The organism is Flavobacterium sp. P3_A6, assembly GCF_056403035.1.
Window position 1 is genome coordinate 108,858 of record NZ_JBFUGG010000014.1, and the last position, 18,434, is coordinate 127,291.

The 18,434-nt window shown below is 33.8% G+C and carries 16 protein-coding genes; 10 read left to right on the forward strand and 6 right to left on the reverse strand.

What is annotated here, in order from left to right; genetic code table 11:
- The first annotated feature begins 70 nt into the window (after positions 1 to 70).
- From AC1DVP_RS14410 to AC1DVP_RS14420, 3 genes are all read left to right on the forward strand, one after another.
- On the forward strand, positions 71 to 2,086 hold the full coding sequence (locus AC1DVP_RS14410) for a hypothetical protein (RefSeq protein WP_477184181.1): 2,016 nt from the start codon (positions 71 to 73) through the stop codon (positions 2,084 to 2,086).
- A 199-nt stretch (positions 2,087 to 2,285) separates the two neighbouring features.
- The gene (locus AC1DVP_RS14415) at positions 2,286 to 3,671 is read left to right on the forward strand and encodes a hypothetical protein (protein WP_477184182.1); all 1,386 of its coding nucleotides are present in this window, start codon (positions 2,286 to 2,288) and stop codon (positions 3,669 to 3,671) included.
- 183 nt (positions 3,672 to 3,854) lie between these two features.
- Positions 3,855 to 4,364 (forward strand): outer membrane beta-barrel protein, encoded by a 510-nt coding sequence (locus AC1DVP_RS14420; RefSeq protein ID WP_477184183.1) that lies wholly within the window; start codon positions 3,855 to 3,857, stop codon positions 4,362 to 4,364.
- 119 nt (positions 4,365 to 4,483) lie between these two features.
- Here AC1DVP_RS14420 and AC1DVP_RS14425 read toward each other — a convergent pair whose 3' ends face one another.
- The gene (locus AC1DVP_RS14425) at positions 4,484 to 4,654 is read right to left on the reverse strand and encodes a hypothetical protein (protein ID WP_477184184.1); all 171 of its coding nucleotides are present in this window, start codon (positions 4,652 to 4,654) and stop codon (positions 4,484 to 4,486) included.
- Between the two features lie 297 nt (positions 4,655 to 4,951).
- On the opposite strand from AC1DVP_RS14425, the gene metG reads away from it, so the two are divergent.
- The 5 genes from metG to AC1DVP_RS14450 all read left to right on the forward strand — a co-directional run bounded on the left by metG (position 4,952) and on the right by AC1DVP_RS14450 (position 11,624).
- A complete protein-coding gene (metG, locus tag AC1DVP_RS14430; protein ID WP_477184185.1) occupies positions 4,952 to 7,012 on the forward strand; it encodes a methionine--tRNA ligase in 2,061 nt (686 codons plus the stop codon).
- A 165-nt stretch (positions 7,013 to 7,177) separates the two neighbouring features.
- Positions 7,178 to 7,864, forward strand: a complete 687-nt coding sequence (locus tag AC1DVP_RS14435; protein ID WP_477184186.1) for an HAD family hydrolase — start codon at positions 7,178 to 7,180, stop codon at positions 7,862 to 7,864.
- A 270-nt stretch (positions 7,865 to 8,134) separates the two neighbouring features.
- Positions 8,135 to 9,400, forward strand: a complete 1,266-nt coding sequence (locus AC1DVP_RS14440) for an OmpA family protein (RefSeq protein WP_477184187.1) — start codon at positions 8,135 to 8,137, stop codon at positions 9,398 to 9,400.
- A 187-nt stretch (positions 9,401 to 9,587) separates the two neighbouring features.
- The gene (locus AC1DVP_RS14445) at positions 9,588 to 10,217 is read left to right on the forward strand and encodes a CatA-like O-acetyltransferase (RefSeq protein ID WP_477184188.1); all 630 of its coding nucleotides are present in this window, start codon (positions 9,588 to 9,590) and stop codon (positions 10,215 to 10,217) included.
- Between the two features lie 15 nt (positions 10,218 to 10,232).
- Positions 10,233 to 11,624 carry a hypothetical protein gene (locus AC1DVP_RS14450; protein ID WP_477184189.1) on the forward strand — a complete coding sequence of 464 codons (1,392 nt, stop codon included), beginning with the start codon at positions 10,233 to 10,235 and terminating at the stop codon, positions 11,622 to 11,624.
- An 8-nt stretch (positions 11,625 to 11,632) separates the two neighbouring features.
- On the opposite strand, the gene AC1DVP_RS14455 is transcribed toward AC1DVP_RS14450, so the two are convergent.
- From AC1DVP_RS14455 to AC1DVP_RS14470, 4 genes are all read right to left on the reverse strand, one after another.
- Positions 11,633 to 13,177 carry a hypothetical protein gene (locus AC1DVP_RS14455; RefSeq protein ID WP_477184190.1) on the reverse strand — a complete coding sequence of 515 codons (1,545 nt, stop codon included), beginning with the start codon at positions 13,175 to 13,177 and terminating at the stop codon, positions 11,633 to 11,635.
- Between the two features lie 422 nt (positions 13,178 to 13,599).
- A complete protein-coding gene (locus tag AC1DVP_RS14460; RefSeq protein WP_477184191.1) occupies positions 13,600 to 14,316 on the reverse strand; it encodes a hypothetical protein in 717 nt (238 codons plus the stop codon).
- 192 nt (positions 14,317 to 14,508) lie between these two features.
- Positions 14,509 to 15,090, reverse strand: a complete 582-nt coding sequence (locus AC1DVP_RS14465) for an LOG family protein (protein WP_477184192.1) — start codon at positions 15,088 to 15,090, stop codon at positions 14,509 to 14,511.
- Positions 15,091 to 15,133: 43 nt separating this feature from the next.
- Entirely contained in the window at positions 15,134 to 15,562 is a 429-nt protein-coding gene (locus AC1DVP_RS14470) for a VOC family protein (RefSeq protein WP_477184193.1), read from the reverse strand.
- A 354-nt stretch (positions 15,563 to 15,916) separates the two neighbouring features.
- Between AC1DVP_RS14470 and dcm the strand changes: the two genes are divergently transcribed.
- A complete protein-coding gene (dcm, locus tag AC1DVP_RS14475) occupies positions 15,917 to 17,155 on the forward strand; it encodes a DNA (cytosine-5-)-methyltransferase (protein WP_477184194.1) in 1,239 nt (412 codons plus the stop codon).
- On the opposite strand, the gene AC1DVP_RS14480 is transcribed toward dcm, so the two are convergent.
- Positions 17,131 to 17,895, reverse strand: coding sequence for an Eco47II family restriction endonuclease (locus AC1DVP_RS14480; protein ID WP_477184195.1), 765 nt, complete (start codon positions 17,893 to 17,895; stop codon positions 17,131 to 17,133). The two genes, dcm and AC1DVP_RS14480, sit on opposite strands and share 25 nt — an antisense overlap.
- A 338-nt stretch (positions 17,896 to 18,233) precedes the next feature.
- Here AC1DVP_RS14480 and AC1DVP_RS14485 point away from each other — a divergent pair.
- Positions 18,234 to 18,434: transposase (locus AC1DVP_RS14485; protein ID WP_477184196.1), on the forward strand; the 201-nt coding region annotated here is incomplete at its 3' end.

An 18,434-nucleotide genomic window follows, 5' to 3' on the forward strand; every position in this document is an offset into this window, starting at 1 on the left:
CAACAAACAATACGACAAAATCATTGAACAAGACCTACAAACATCAACACTAACAAATAACTTTACATAAATGAAAAATCTTATCCTATTCATTGCCATTTGCTTTTCCACAGCAATAAATGCCCAAGATTTAGCCAGCAAAGTTCCAGACAATGCTCCTTTTGCCTTGTGCTTTAACGGCAAAAACCTAAACGAGAAAATAGCTATCAAAACTATTCAGGAATATCCTTGGATGCAGGCTTTACTGGAAAAAGAATTGAAATTTTTGCCCAAAGATTTAAGCCAAACCGGAATTGATCTTACCAGCAAACAATATCAATACTACATCAGCAAAGATACAGTAATGAATTATGTAGTGATGCTTCCGCTAAATAATGCAGGGCTGTTTGAAAAAATAGTTCAAGCCAAATACGGAGACAGCTTAAAAGTAAAAAAACAAGCAAACTATACAAGTGTCAGCACTTCCAAAAACCATCATTTGGCGTGGAATGACAAATTTGCCGTTTTGGTAAATGCCAGCTACACCAAACCTAAAAAAAGCAGTTATAGTAACATAGAGCCGTATGCCGATTTACCAAGCATAGACTCAGCTGCCGTAATGGTAGATTCTGCAGTTGTCAACTATGATACTGTCGCGGCTGCCTATGCACCCAAAGAAGTAAAGTCAACTCCAATTCCTGTAAAAGAAAAAACAAAAAAAGGAAAAAACAAAAAGGGAAAGAAAACCCAAAAGACAGTTGAAGACCCCATCTATACAGGGCCAACCGAAGAAGAAATTTATGCAGCCCAAGAAAAAGCTAATGCGGAATTGGAAGAAACCAACCGAAAACTATTAGAACTCGAATTAAGAAAGAACGATTCCATCGAAAGATTAAAAATTGACCCAGTTGTTGAATCGATTTTCAAAGAATCTTTCGATTCCAAAACAGAAACAGCTGCAATAAATTCGAATATATTTAAAAACAGCAGCCCCAAATCTGATTTTTATATTTTTGCCGATTTGGATGCATTAACCACACAGCTGTACTCCAGTTTTGCAGGTTCTAATACCGCTTTAGCCAGTATTTACAAAAACGGAATGCTAAACAGCAATTTTTATCTGAACGGGTATTTTGAAAAAGACAAAATCAGGCTGAATCAAGTCTTGGCGCCCAAAAACGAAGAAACAAAAAAATCATACCAAGAAATGTGTGATTCGAAAGTAGACAAAAACCTATTAAATTATATAGGCAATAATATCTTGGGGTATTACTCCATCGCAATGGATACGCAAGCGATTATGGACTACGAATACAAAATATTAAAAAACACCTTGAATTCGGTTTACCAATCCTACACAAAAGATGCCAGCGGGAATGAAGCTGATGTTTTAATTGATGCCGTTGCCCTATTTTTAGACGAAAAAGCCATTGCTGACCTTATCCCGGGCAATGCGGTTTTTGTTCTTCACGATCTCAAAAAAGTACAAAGAGACTATATTGACATCACTTATAATGATAATTATGAGCAAATAGAAACCAAAGGCACCAAAGATGAAATTCAGCCTGACTTTACATTTGTGATGAATACGCGAAATGAGTCATTTGTTAACAAATTACTCCAGCTTCCTCTGAATAAAAGTAAATTTACCGCTACCGATTATCAATTGACCAACGGCTATTACACTATTCATTTTGAAAAAGACAATCTTCTTGAAAACTTATATTTTGGACTAAAGAACGGTGTCCTAATGATAACAACTTCTAAAGTAAATATTGAAAACCTTATCCAACAAACTGTAATGCCATTACAGGCTGATTTCAAAAAATCTATTTCCAAAAATAATGCTGCCGCTTGGTTCGATATTCAAAAAATAGTAGCCGCATCCAAAACTGAATTGGACAAAGACGCCAAAAGCAATTACTATAACATCGCATTGAAAAACGCTGGGCAAATTACAGTAGAAACCAAATTCAAAAATGGGGCTATTGTTTCGGATGCATCCTACACCATTAAGGGAGAACACACGAACAGCCTGCAATATTTCTTTGATGTCATCAATGAAGCATATGCCGAAAACAAAAAAGAAACAATTGTTACGGAGTAAACCGTATTTAATTTAAACATATAAGTCATTTAAGTTTTTAAAAAAAATTGCCAGATAAATGTTTTAAAAAAGAGAATATAAGTTAAGAGCCTTCTTTCTAAATTTAAGTTACTTTGCTTAAATGAACTAATGGCTTTTCTCAGTTTTATTCGAATTAAAACTTATATGACTTATATGTTTAACAATGGTATACCATAAAATGCTGAAAATTTTAGAATTAAGCACAAAAAAATATTTCTGCAGAATTGCCATATTCCTTATTGCCATTGGGAGTATGGCTTTTCTGTATTGGTATGGTTTTTACAAAAATTTTGACGAAAAATGTATTTCTCAAAATGCGGATGCCATTGCTATGACCGACATCAAAAACATTCGGAATCATTTTGTTTTTTCATGCCTAAAAAACCCATCCGAATGGGAATGGAATACAAGTAGAATTTCGATAAAAAAGAAATTTGACCTTTCTGGTTTCGGAATAAAAACTCCGGATTATTTGGCTTTTTTCCACATTGAAAACCAACCCCTCACACAATGGCTTGTTGCCATAGAGCTTGAAGATGAAACAATATTTGAAAAAACGATAACTGAAAAGCATTTTAGTAAAACTAAGCTTCAAAACGGAATGGATTCTTATTATTCCAAAGCATTGAATCTTTGCGTTATTAAGCATTTGAACCAAATTCTGGTTTCGAACATTCCCGAAACCCAAAAACAAATTGCGGTAAAAACTGCTGAAGATTTATTTTTGAAAAAGCTTTTTTTGGACGCTGCGAAAACTGCAAAAACAATTGGCAACTCCAACGCCATAACGTTTTGGATCAAAAAAAACAGTTTGCTCAAAGAAGACGGAATTCTGAACCTAACATTGAAAGACAACGAAATAGCGGTTGACGGGCAACTGCATTTCAAATCGAAGTTTCAAAAAGAATGGCAATTCACTCAAAATCCAAATGCATTACTGTCTTTTGGATTTGATTTTAAAATGATTCGCAATCAAAAATTCATTACTGAAAATGCAACCAAAATCAGCAAAATGATTGGTTTTGATTTTGATTCTATTTTGACCCAAAACCCAACCAAAACTGAATTATTGCTAAACAAAATAATAGAGAAGAAAGACTCCGCCATCAGTTATGACTATGACGATGACTTTAATCCCATAAAAAAAATGGTAGTCCATACGAATCGTGAACCTTCTTTTTATTTCTCTATGCAGACTTCTAATCCTAAAAAGATTTTTGATTACCTAAAAAGCCAAAATATCATTGACGATCATAGTGTTTATGTCAATTTCCCTTTGGCACAAACAAAAGCATTAGTCAACAATAATTCTTTGAAACTGGAAGCTAATCCTTTAAAGAATACACTTCAGCGTTCTGTTTCAAAAATTGGTTACCTACAAGCACATTTAGACCAACTCCAACCGAAAGATTGGTATTTTATCATTGCTAAAAATAAAAATTTAGATTTTTTAAAGTCTTTTGAAACCATAGGAATTGATCTTTCAAAAGAAAATAACTTAGCACGTTTTAGAGCAAGCTTGAAAACAAAAGATAGAAAAAGCCTGAGTGCCATTTTGGAATAAGGCAACTTAACTTTCTTTCGCAGAAAACTCATATTTGCTAAATACCTGCAAATTATGCAATTATTAAACATAAAATTGTAATGTGTGTTCTAAAATATTGAATTCCAACATTTATATTGAAAAAAAACATAAATAAAATTATAATAAAATCATATTTTTGCGTTGTACTTTAAAAAAAAAATTATGAAAAAATTTATTCTAATTATTGCATTTGGTTTTATATCAAATGGTGTATTTGCTCAAAGTCCGCTTGAAGAAGGTGGAGTACAATTAAATGCCGGTGTAGGAATTTCAGGCTGGGGAGTTCCAGTTTATTTTGGTCTTGATTATGGAATCGCTAAGGATTTCACCCTTGGAGGCCAATTGTCATTTCAAACAGATAATGACTATAACGGCTATGCTTACCACTACAATTCATCAGCAATTGGAATTGGCGCTAATGGGAATTATCATTTCAATAGAATTCTGCATATTCCAAGCAAATTTGACTTCTATGCAGGAGCAAATCTTACGTATTACATCTGGAATTATGACGATTACAATGGATATCCACATCCTGACAACGATTCTTTAGGTCTCGGATTACAAGTAGGAGGACGTTATTTCTTTACCGATAACTTTGGTATCAATTTAGAACTGGGAGGAAACACCGGAACCAGCGGTGCAAAATTTGGAGTTACTTTCAAATTATAAAAACACAATACGACCTATACTAAAAAACCATCCGAGACATCAGATGGTTTTTTTTATAATTATCAATTCTTAAAAAACTAATGCTAATTGCAACTTTCTTTATCAATTAGTTTGGATTATTAAATGGAATCCGATTCACTATTATTCTTTTTCTGATTCATTTTTGCAACTAAAGCTTTCAAACGCAATGCTTTTTCTTTTTTCTCTTCTTGAAGTTTTGTCTTTTTTCGATTTAGCAATTTGGTATGTAAAGTCTTATTTTTAGTGTTTTTTTCAGGTCCTTTTGCCATGATTTGAAATCTTAGTTAATTGTGCACTGCAAAGATAACAAATTGCTAATTGTGATTACTCCGCCTTTTCCAAAAACATAATGAACTGATAAAGAAACAAAACGCATTGAACAAAACGAAATGCCCTAGCCCTGAGAAAAGTGGAAATACTTTTGCTTTTTAAAGAAAAAAACAAAAGATTGCAACGAATTGCTTCGCCAGTTCGGCTTTCAGCCTCATGTGCGGGAAACTGCTCCTAATAAAAACCATACAACTCTCGATTCTATTGCTTATTTTTGCACTCAATAAAATTGAATCATGACACAGAATCCAGAAAGATATACAATTACGGCGGCATTGCCATATACTAACGGGCCAATACACATTGGGCATTTGGCGGGGGTTTATGTACCTGCCGATATTTATTCGCGCTACTTGCGTCTGCAGGGAAGAGATGTTTTGTTTGTTTGCGGAAGCGATGAACACGGTGTTGCGATCTCGATGAAAGCCAAGAAAGAAGGTATTACACCACAGGAAGTAATCGATAAATATGACGGAATTATTAGAAAATCGTTCTCAGATTTTGGAATTGCATTTGATAATTATTCTAGGACTTCGGCTAAAATTCATCACGATACTGCTTCGGAATTTTTTAAAACCTTATATGACAAAGGTGATTTTATTGAAGAAACAACCGAACAATTGTATGATGCCAAAGCAGATCAGTTTTTGGCAGACCGTTTTGTAGTTGGCACTTGCCCGAAATGCGGTAATGAAGAAGCTTATGGTGACCAATGCGAAAAATGCGGTTCTACGCTAAATGCTACCGACTTAATCAACCCAAAATCGACCATTACAGGAGAAACACCAGTTTTGAAATCGACCAAACACTGGTTTTTGCCTTTGGATCGTTATTCGGACTTTTTKAATGAATGGATTCTGGTTGGGCATAAAAACGACTGGAAGCCTAATGTTTACGGACAAGTAAAATCTTGGATTGACGGCGGATTAGAGCCTCGTGCAGTAACGCGTGACCTGGATTGGGGAATTGATGTTCCGGTTGAAGGCGCTGAAGGAAAGAAATTATATGTATGGTTTGATGCGCCAATTGGATATATTTCGTCTACCAAAGAATGGGCTCAAAGAGAAGGAAAAGACTGGACACCATACTGGAAAGACAAAGGAACAAAACTGGTTCACTTTATTGGGAAAGACAATATTGTTTTTCACTGTGTGATTTTCCCGGCGATGCTAAAAGCCGAAGGAAGCTATATTTTACCGGACAATGTTCCTGCAAATGAGTTCTTAAATCTGGAAGGAAACAAATTATCAACTTCTAAAAACTGGGCGGTTTGGCTGCACGAATATTTGGAAGAATTTCCAAATCAACAGGATGTTTTACGATATGCTCTGACATCCAACGCTCCCGAAACTAAGGATAATGATTTTACTTGGAAAGATTTTCAGGCGAGAAACAACAACGAATTGGTAGCAATTTTTGGAAATTTCATTAATCGTGTGGTGGTTCTAACCAATAAATACTACAACGGAATTGTACCTCAGCCAAATGAATTTTCAGAAGTTGACGAGACAACTTTGACCGAATTGAAAGCATATCCAGCCGTGATTTCGAGTTCATTGGAAAGATACAGATTTAGAGAAGCATTGGGCGAAATGATGAATGTGGCCCGACTTGGAAACAAATATTTGGCCGACGAAGAGCCTTGGAAAATGATCAAAACTGATGCAGCACGCACACAAACCCAAATGTATGTGACCTTGCAAATTGCCGGAGCTTTGAGCGTTTTGTGCGAACCTTTCTTGCCGTTTACAGCAAATAAATTAACTCGTATTTTGAAAATTGAAGACCAATTGAATTGGAATATGATTTCGGAAACATCTGATTTAATTGTAGCGGGACACCAAATTGGTGAAGCGGAATTACTTTTTTCTAAAATTGAAGATGAAGAAATTCAGAAACAAATAAACAAACTGGAAACTACTAAAACTGCAAATATTGCCGAGAACAAAAAAGCGGAACCTCAGAAAGATTTGATTCAGTTTGAAGATTTCGCCAAAATGGATATCCGTGTAGGAACTATTCTGGAAGCCGAAAAAATGCCGAAAGCCAATAAGCTCTTAATTTTGAAAGTAGATACGGGGATTGATGTTCGAACAATAGTATCAGGAATTGCCGAAAGTTTTAAACCCGAAGATATTATTGGAAAACGCGTGACTGTTCTAGTAAATTTGGCACCAAGAAACCTTCGTGGCGTAGATAGCCAGGGAATGATTTTAATGACCAACAATACCGAAGGAAAATTGGTTTTCGTGAATCCCGATACTGATGGCGTTGGGAATGGTGAGACGATAAATTAATTATTTTACATTATATTTTATGTAGGGACGCTGCAATGCAGCGTCTCTTTTATTTATATATAGGCTTATGAAGAGGCGTGAAAATTTATTATATTCGTTAAAATCAACAATCGAAACGTTGTACACTACAACGTCTAAATCATTATAAAAAAACAAATAAACCATATGAACCTAAAAGTAATAGCCTTCGACGCCGACGACACCCTATGGGTAAACGAAACCTACTTTGATGAAACCGAAAAAAAGTTCTGCGGTTTAATGGAAGATTACCTTTCGCATCAAGGAATTTCGAATGAATTATTTAAAATTCAAATCGGTAATCTAAAATTGTACGGCTACGGAATTAAAGGATATATTCTTTCGATGATAGAAGCAGCAATGAACATTTCGGATAATACGATTCGAGTGGAAGTCATTGAAAAAATAATTACATACGGAAAAGAATTACTCGAAAAACCTATTGTTTTACTGGATGGAGTTGAAGATACTTTGAAAGCTTTGCATGGCAAATACAAACTAGTTGTAGCCACCAAAGGCGATTTACTCGATCAGCGCCGTAAATTACACAAATCGGGTTTGGGACATTATTTTCATCATATCGAAGTGATGTCAGACAAACAGGAAACTGATTATTCGGACTTGATTAAGCGTTTGGAGATTCAGCCCGATGAGTTTTTCATGATTGGCAATTCTTTAAAATCAGATGTATTACCCGTTTTGGCAATTGGCGGACATGCCGTTCATATTCCTTTTCACACTACTTGGGCTCACGAAAAAATTGATCATAAAGTCGAGCACAAAAATTTTCATGCCTTCGAAAAAATAACCGAAATTTTGTTATTACTAGCTTAATAATGGCACAAATGAGCAATAAAATTTGAAACCTGCTTAAATACATTATGCTAAGCTTCAATTCCTTGTATCAATTTTCTTAGAAATTCGTCACGCATAAAATTCGTTAAAAAACAACAAAATACCATTAACTTATTTATTGTCAGTAATTTGCATTAAAATATAACTTTTATTTAATGATAATAATATTCTTTTCTTACACAAATGAGCTTCAAAAATTATAAATTGACTCTAAATTTTGTATTTTTGCCCGAATTTTAAATTACGATCATGAAAAAAACAATATTTGCATTAGTTTTTGCTTCAGGTTTGACAACTTTGACAGCACAAACAGAGACAGAACAAAGTACAGAAAACAACTTCAACAGATGGACTATCGAAGTTGCCGGAGGTGTTAACAAACCAGTAAAACCAATGACAGCTGGATATTTCACATCCGCACCAAGCCCTTTTGTTGTAGATCTTGGAGCAAGATATATGTTTAATAATAAATTTGGTTTGAAAGCTGATTTCGGATATAATAAATTTACAAGTAAGGATTCTTCTAAAGATTTTGACACTGACTATTACAGATTTGATGTTCAAGGTGTTGCTAACCTTGGCAGAATAATGAATTTTGAAGACTTCACACAAACATTTGGTTTATTAGCTCATGCTGGAACTGGATTAGCACAAGCTAGTTTTGATAACACAAGAGGTAATGATTTAATGGTTAATTTTATTGCTGGTCTAACAGCTCAAATTAAATTATCAAACAGAATTGCCTTAACAGGAGATTTTTCAGCTATAATTAATACAAAACAAGATGCTGCTTTTGATGGATATAGTACCAATAAATCATCTGTTTCCTCAGGACAATTATTAAACGCAACTATTGGTTTATCATATTCTTTAGGCAAATATGAAAAACATGCAGACTGGTATGCACAACCAATTGTTGATGTAAATGAATTTGCCGCATTAACCAAAAAGATAGCTGACATAGAAAGCACAATGCAAGATACTGATAAAGATGGTGTTCCTGATTATCTAGACCAAGAACCAAATACTATTGCTGGTATAATGGTTAACACAAAAGGACAATCTATCGACGTTAACAAAAACAACATTCCTGATGAATTAGAAAGTTATTTGCAAAAAACTTATGGAGATAATTCTGAAAGTACAGTTATTGCAAAAAACAATGAATCAGTTAAGAGGTTAATCAACACTGGTTATATTTGTGCTTATTTCGATTATAATTCAACTACGGCATCAAATGATTCAACAGACGGCATCAATTTTGTCCTTACTTACCTAAGAAACAATCCTTCGGCTTCAGTTGATATTATCGGTCATGCTGATGAGTTAGGAAAAACTGCCTATAACGACAAATTGGCTACTGCTAGAGCAAACTCAATAAAAGATATTTTGGTAAAATCTAAAATAGACGCATCAAGAGTAAATGTTATTTCTGCAGGAGAAGACACATCAGTTGATAAATCATCTAACGGAGCAAGAAAATTAGTTAGAAAAGTTACTTTCACAGTAAAATAAACTGTTTTTCTATCCTTTCAAAAAGTCCTAAAATAATTCTATTTTAGGACTTTTTTTTGCTTCATACCCTAAAAAATACAAATCCTTTACCTGCTTACAACGAATTATTTTCACGCCTGCGCAATACAAAATCCATAACCAAAACAGATTATACAGAAAAACTGTATTTTTGTAAAAAAATAGCATTTTGAAAAAGCTTTTAGACTTAGACAGTTGGAATCGAAAAGAACATTTTCTATTCTTTAAACAAATGCAGGAACCTTTTTTTGGGGTAACCGTAACCATCGATTGTACCAAAGCGTATGAAACGTCCAAATCACTCAACACTTCCTTTTTCATTTATTATCTGCACAAGACCTTGACGGCCGTAAATGCTTTTGAAAATTTCAAATATCGTATTGAGAACACCCACATTTACGTTCACGACCGAATCGATGGCTCAGCAACTATAAGCCGCGGTGATGGCACTTTTGGTTTTTCACTGATTGAATACCATCCTGATTATTTGATTTTTGAACAAAAAGCAAACACCGAAATTGAGCGTATACAAAACACTGCAGGATTATTTACCAGGGAATTTAAAGATGATAATGTCATTCACTTTTCGGCTATACCATGGCTGAATTTCACCTCGCTTTCGCATGCACGCAACATGACTTTTCCTGATAGCTGCCCTAAAATTTCCTTTGGTAAAATGATAATTTCCAAAAAAGGGAAAAGAAAAATGCCTATGTCAATACACGTTCATCACGGATTGATGGATGCCATGCATGTGGGCCAAATGGCAGATTATTTTCAAGCCATAATGAATCTGTAAATTGAATTGAAAAACATGAAAAAACTCCTTCTTTTTTTGACTATGGCCCAATGCTGTTTTCTTTTCAGCCAAACAGTATTGGCTGTTTTTCCATTGGAACTCAAAAAATCCAAAGAATACAGACAAATTGTAAATGCCGAAAACACTAACACTCATGACATATTTGCCTTTGTCTCGGACAAAGAAACACTTACAATCCTAAAATACAACAGCGCATTGTTCCTTACCAATCAATATACATTTGCAAGACCTGATACAAATTACAAATTATTATCTGGATATAGTTTTAATGAACAGGGAAATCCAACTATTTATTGGTCAAGCCCGGATTTGAAAAATATACTGGCTGTACGATATGAATTAAACACAAATACTACTGCCATTTTCAATTATTACAATTCATTTTCCGAGCAATCTCTTGTTATTCCATTTCAAGAAAACAACACTTTTTATATCCTGACACAAAAAGATTCCGAAGAAAAATTAGTCCTTTATAGCTTTAAAAATGGACAAAAAGAACAAAAAACAGTCGATTTTAGTTCTTTTAAATTCAAAAACAGCAGAAATCAGCCTTTAACATTCAGTCAAATTCTAGAAGCCTGTCCCATAGAAAAAATAGAAACGAATCAGTTCAATCCATTATTCAAAGGCACAAAAAAAACAAAACTATACATCCTCAAAAACCGAATGCTTCTCACTTTAGACCATAACGACAATGAGACTCAGGCTTTTGAAATTGACCTTACGACTTTAGAAATTCAGGAAAAAATCTTCCCGAAAACCGCAACCAAAAATTATGTCTGCCTGTCCAATTCTTATTACCATGAGAGTAAAATATATCAACTAAAAGTCAATACCGATGAGTTGCTGTTTGAAATAAAGGATTATAAAACCGCAGATAGCATCAAAAGCATTCTGGTTTCAAAAACAGATACGATACCCTTTAAAAGCTCTCCTTTGTGGCTACAATTTGAAGGGCAAAAATCAAAAGAATTTAAAAACACTGCCAAATTTTTAAATCAATTAGTGCATTTAGAAGTGGGCTTAGCGGTTTACAAAACTTCCAACTCCATTTTAATTACATTGGGAGGTACAGGTAACATCCGATTTACAGATTTTATCAATTCATTATCAGACAGCAATCTGTTTAACAACGATTTAATGTATCGTGATATACCAATGACCGTTTATTTCGAGAGTATATTTGATAAAAAGTTAAACCATACCAAGAAAGATCAGGATCCCCTAGCCATTGATTTTATTTCACGTTTTGAGCAGGAACATGCCGAAGTGTCCCTTCCTAGCATTATCCGCTACAAAAACTATTATATAATGGGATATTACGATATGCATGCCAGACAATATACGATGCGTAAGTTTATTGACGGATTTGACCGTTCATTTTAACAATCACATTAATTTTCGCAGAAAGAACCTATTTGCTGCAAATGCCTTTCTGTTTGGTATTTGTTGAAGTTTTCCCATTTTGGAGGAAAATTTGTTTTTTGTCCGCACATCGAATCCAAACAAACATTATTGTCTTTGTATTTTTCATGCAAAACAGCCAGAATTTTGAAGAAAAATGCATCCAGCATCACAATGGCTTCAAATTCGGATTTTAGTGTGTTATAATCGGAATCAGATGGATTTAATAACTGTAATAAATTCAAGACTTCGTTCTTTTCGGCTTCATTGATTTCGGTTAAATAACCATTCTTTAAAGTTTTAAAAACTAAATTATTCCAAGCCAAGCTATCATGTCCCCATTGAACATCTGGCAGGTTCAAAGAATGCTCACATATCAGAATGATCGAAAAAAGAACATCATTTAAATACTCAGCCGGAAACTCATCAAAACTTCTGAATTCAAAACCGCTTTGGTACATTTTCTCCTGATTAAAATCAAGCCCCACTTCCGAAAGCATTTCATATTCCATATCAGCTTCAATCTGGTCGCGCCACCAAATGTTTTCTTCTTTTTCAAACTTTAGCAATTTTCTAAAATCACCTACATTATAAGTTAAAATTTTACCTTTTGGCATTGCTTTATTGTAAGTTCCTACGCCTATGTAACGAGACATCGCATTTCGCATAGAACCCAAAGTGAATTTTTTGTCCAAACTGTATTTATCGCTTATCACTCCCATAATATCAGGACTTCCAAGAGTTGCTATAAAAAAAGGCTCAAACCATTGCAGTAAATAAATAGCATTCGCGTGTGTTTTTTCAAAATTATTGTAATCTACAATTCGGCTGTCTTCGGTCAGTGAAGGCAGTGTAATGTGAAAATGATATGTTCCGTTATTAAATAAAACCAGGTTTTCCTGATTAGTCATGAACATATTTAGGCCATTGTTATAATCTGGAAAATTTAATTTACCGTTTAATACAGATGACTCATTGATTTTATCCAAAAACAGCTTTTTGGTGGCTTTTAGCTCTTTACACGAATCAGCAATTGTTCTGTTTTCAAAATATTTGGTTACAAACTCAATAGAATCACCATCAAAATGTACCGACCCCATCGTTTTGTTGCGTTGGGTAATCATGCTTTGAATATTGTACGGCTGATCTTCAAGGAAAAGTTCCATGATTGATTTTCCAAGATATTCAGGATTTTCGAGTGGCTGTGGATTCACCTCAGCAGTTTCTGCGCTGCCAACTAATGGTTTCACTGCTGATAATGTTTTGTGCTGATAATTTATATCCAGTTTTTCCAGCGAATGACTGTTAATCATTCGGCTTACCTTATAATTTTCATTTAATCCAAAAGCTTTTTTCAAAATCGAAGTTAAGCTTTCCGGTTTATAACATTTTCTGTAATCAATACTGTATTTCTCAAAACCAATTTTTTCTTGTATAAATTCACCAGTAACTATAAGGGATTCTTCAAATTGCATGTAGGTTTCGTTTTCCAATCCTATTCCCCAATAATATTTTTTTGCCTGATTGTCTTTCATTTATACTAATTTTATTTTTTATGGTTTATTGAACTTTTTAAAATCTTTTTTTCAATTTGGAAATACAATTATAAATCAAAAGGAGACGATTCTTCAAACGGATTCAACATAGTTGTCTCGCCCATTAGAATAGTGTTTTTCAAACTATAGGGATTTATATTTCAATCTCAGAATTCACACTTGAATCGGCTGAACGTTTGATAAAGAATTAAAATTTTATAATGGGGTTATAAAATTACTATTGTCATTAATCTATTTTATATCAACAATTTAAGAAGATGACTAGCACAATTAAAACTTTTGCTATCCTCGTTTTTTCTGAGTTGCAAAAGTAGCTCATTATTACCATATTTCCAAGAAGTTAATTCATTGAAAATCAATAACAAAACAAAATTATTAAGTTGTAAGATTTATAGCTTAGATTATTCATGGTAATAAAACACATGGGAAGAATATAATTCATCATTCCACCAATCTTTTCTAACTTCCGAAAAATAGCTGTAATTCAATATTCCCGCTTGTGACTGCAGTGGATATATAACCGTTCCGTTCTCTCTGTAGGCTGTATGCAAATCCGTTTCGGGTACAACAGGAACAATATGCCCAGAGAGGCCTTTTATTTTTCTTTTGGCACAAATTATCCCAACTCCTCCATTTGCATTTACTTGAAATTGCACTTCATCTACCGAAAACATTCTTTTCCAGCCAAAGCTGTCTCCCCATTCTAAAAACCAATCGTGTATGGCACTGGAATAAATTCGGCCAACAGTTTGTTCAAAAACAGCGGTAACCTCCTGCCCTCGCTTTATGTATTCCAAAGATTCATCAGTCCACCAAACGGTTGGTAAATACACTTTACAGAAATGGCAGTAATCATAAGCGTAAACATTGCAGTACGTATCTTCTGGAGTTCTTTGATACCTGATGCTTTTTTCAACATCCAGTTTATCTATAAGCTGGCTTATGCTTTCACGTTTAGTCTCAGAAGTTGTTGAGTCTCTAAACGGAATACTAGAGTCCAAAATAGGTCTTTCTTTATTTTCCATAGAATCCAAACGCGATTCAGGATCTGGTAATAAATTGGCTTCCAATATTTGATACTGAGATAATGCCTGTGTTGGTATGTTATCTTTATTCATTTTGACTGCTTAAAATTAATTGGTTTACGCAATCTAAATATTTATTGGGGATGGCGTTTTTCTGGTCAACCAAAAAAGTAAATATAATGATTTTTAAATTTTCATAACTGTTTTTTGAAAAGACTAACTAATTGAAGAGAAATACACTTTGTTTTAACTAGAAAAATAGCTTAAACAGCATTGAATTTACCATTAAATATTTTCTTTATTAATCCATTTCCCTACCGTTGGCGGAACATAATTTTCCATTTTGTCCAAAAGTTCGTCAATCGAATCGCTTACCAAGAGCATCTGCTGGTTTACTTCTTTCAAAAGACCTTTGTCTGTCATTGTCTGCACAAAAACAATCAAAGCATCATAATAACCGTCAATATTCAAAATGGCAATTGGTTTTTTATGCAGCCCGAGCTGTCCCCAAGTCAGCATTTCGAAAAGTTCATCCAATGTTCCGAAACCACCCGGCAGAGCGATTACGCCGTCACAAAGGTCATTCATTTTGGTTTTTCGTTCGTGCATCGTATTGACCAAAATCAATTCGGTTAACTCTTTGTGAGCAATTTCTTTTGACCTCAAAAAATTGGGCAATACGCCGATTGCTTTTCCGCCTGCATTCAAAACACCGTCGGCAACGGCCCCCATAAGCCCAACATTGGCACCGCCATAAACCAATTCAATGTTTCGTTTGGCTAATGTTTGTCCAAGCAAAACTGCCTGCGAGGTATAGATTTCTTCGATTCCTGAACTGGAACCACAGAATACGGTTATTCGTTTCATAGTTTCGTTCGCACTAAGCGTGCATACTTTTGATTAAACTAATCTAGTTATCATTTGCATCAAACTCCACCGTCCATTCAATACCATATTTATCTCTAAACATACCAAAATAAGAACCCCAAGGACTGTCGGAAATTGGCATTTCTATTTCTCCTCCTGCTGAAAGTCCGTTGAATAATTTATCTGCTTCTTCTCTGCTTTCTGTACTGATTAAAATTTTGGATCTATTTTCATTTTCATTTACACGTCCCAAAATTTCTGGAACATCATTTGCCATTAAAGTGTTATTACCTATTGGCAATGCAATGTGCATTATTTTATCTGCTTCATTTTCCGATACCGGGAAATCAGGACTTGACAGCTCTTTAAAACGAATAATCTTGGCGAACTCGCCGCCAAATACAGATTTGTAAAATGCAAATGCTTCTTCGGCATTGCCGTTGAAGTTAATGTAAGGATTGATAATTGCCATAATTTTATTTTTTAAACGTTAATTATTTATTTCTATTTAAAATTTTATCATGTCATGCAGCAAATCTTGTTGTCAATGCCGATCATCAAAACACTTGTGTCCATAATCCTTTCAACAATAGTTTAATCTTTATTGTGTTTACGCCAGCGAGAAATCAAGAATGTTTTTTGTTAACATTAAAGTCTTGTCAATCAATTTAAACAAAGTAAATCAAGCTTGAATATTGAATTAAAATTAAACAAAACCATAATAATAAGAGACCGCTATCACTCTTTTTTATTTACTAATCCTATTTGGCAATCCCATTTTTTCTTTTATATTTGTAACCATTGTGTAAGGTTAAATAATTTGGTTATGAGTGAATATATGACGCTTTCGGAAACTTCTGAATATATTGGTAAAAGTAAAGAAACTTTAAGACGTTGGGACAAAGAAGGCAAATTAACTGCTGTTCGTGAGCCGATGAGTAATTATAGAGTTTACAGAAAATCAGATATTGATACTTTATTTGCTGACTTTTTAGACGAAAATATACAAGAAACAATTTCGAATTATGTCGAACCACATAATGAATATACCGTTTTAGAACTTTTCGCTGGAGCCGGAGGCTTAGCAATTGGAATGGAAAAAGCTGGTTTAAAATGTGTTGCTTTAAATGAAATTGATAAATGGGCTTGTCAAACATTAAGAAAAAACCGCCCTGCTTGGAATGTTTTGGAAGGCGACATAAAATCTTTTAGTTTTACTAGCTACGAAAATAAAGTTGATATTGTAACAGGAGGATTTCCTTGTCAAGCTTTTAGTTATGCTGGGAAAAAATTGGGATTAGCTGATGCAAGAGGAACTTTATTTTATGAATTTGCAAGAGCTGTAAAAGAAGTAAACCCTCCAATTTGCATTGGGGAAAATGTGCGCGGGCTATTAAGTCATGAAAATGGTAAAACTCTCCAAGGAATGATTTCTATTTTAGACGAAATTGGATACAATGTTGTTCCTGTTCAAGTTTTAAAAGCCCTAAATTTTAATGTCCCACAAAAAAGAGAACGGTTAATTTTAGTAGGAATCAGAAAAGATATTGATTTAAAATTTGAATATCCAAAACCATATAAAAAAATTTACAATCTCAAGGATGCTTTAAAAAAAGGCGATTTATTCGATTGTGATGCACCAAAATCAGAAGGGTCAAAATATCCACAAAGTAAAATTGATGTTTTAAATTTAGTTCCTCAAAAAGGATATTGGAGAGATTTACCTTTAGAAATTCAAAAAGAATTTATGGGAGGAAGTTTCCATCTTGGGGGAGGAAAAACTGGAATTGCAAGAAGAATTGGTTGGGATGAACCTTGCTTAACCTTAACTTGCAGTCCTGCACAAAAACAAACCGAAAGATGCCATCCCGAAGAAACTCGTCCGTTTACAGTTAGAGAATATGCGAGAATACAAACTTTTCCTGATGACTGGAAATTCGAAGGATCTATTGCTCAACAATATAAACAGATTGGAAATGCCGTTCCTGTTAATTTAGGAAAAGAAGTTGGCTATTCTATTATAAAGTTTTTGAACAGTTATTACAATTTATCAAAACCTAAATAGTAACTGTAATTTTCAAAAGTGATTTGATCTAAAATTGTTCTTTTTGAAGTTTTGGTCTCAGATTTTATTTCATCCAAAGCAGAGTTTTCTTTAATTGAATTACTTTTCTGAATTGAATCAAGATAATCTTTTACGGCAACTGGGAGATTTTTATACAATTGAAAAAGGGCTTCTTCTTTTCCAGAAAGCAAAGCATAAAATTGGTCGCCTGAAATTTTATAAACTCTACTATGGCTATATTCTTTTCCATTAATTTCACCTTTCCAAAGTTCACAAAAACTGCTTTTTGCTAAAACTTGAACCCAATAACATTTAGATTTTTTGTAAGTATCAGCATATCTTGACAGCTTTTGAAAAAGTGCTTCTGCTGAACTGCTATTCATAGTGTTATGCTTATTTTTTATATCGGCAAACAAAGTGTCATTTTTTGCTTTAATATCGAAACCACTTAAATTACCAACTTCAAAATCATTTATCCCACCCAATATTTGCTCGTGAAATGTTCCAATAGAATTATTTATTGACTTGTCAATTTGTCTTAAAATTTCAGCCTGAATTAAACTTTCCTCATCAATGTCATTGAATTTTGCATCAAAAATCAATTTGATTGTATCCACTTTGTTACTGTAAAAATTCTTTTTAGTAATGTTGTTTTTAGCTTTTAAATAGGCGTTATGCAGATTTGCTACACAATTTAAAAAATGTTCATCCGAAATAAAATCTACATATTTATTCTTCATCTTATTTTGAAATTTATTCTTGTTAGCTAAATTATGACTTTTTAATCAGTTTTATCAAAATTATATTTACTGGACTATCTATTAGAATAAATATTAATTTCAAATAAATCTAACAATAGCACTCCTTTCCTAACTTAAAATGTTTCGATTACAAATAGACATTATTCTTTGGCATTATAAAAACTGCTTTTCCTGTTTCCCTAAAGCCCTTGTATACTGCGTGAGAGATAGTAATAAGCTACCGAAGAGCATGAAGAGCCCGACCGCAAAATACAAAGAGGCCACTAGCAAGTAATGCACTGCCCCCAAAAAGTTAGACACTATTTGGGGGCATTTTTATGGAAAGAAAAGTCAAGTATGATTACGAATTTAAACTTGAATGTGTAGAATTAGTGGTTCATCAGCATTATTCATGTGAAACGGTATCTAAGAAGAAAGGAATCAGCGAATCTAATATTCGTAAATGGGTTAGTTTCTATAGGGAATATGGTAAAAGTAGTTTGTTAACACGAAAGAATCAGGTTTACTCAGTTGATTTT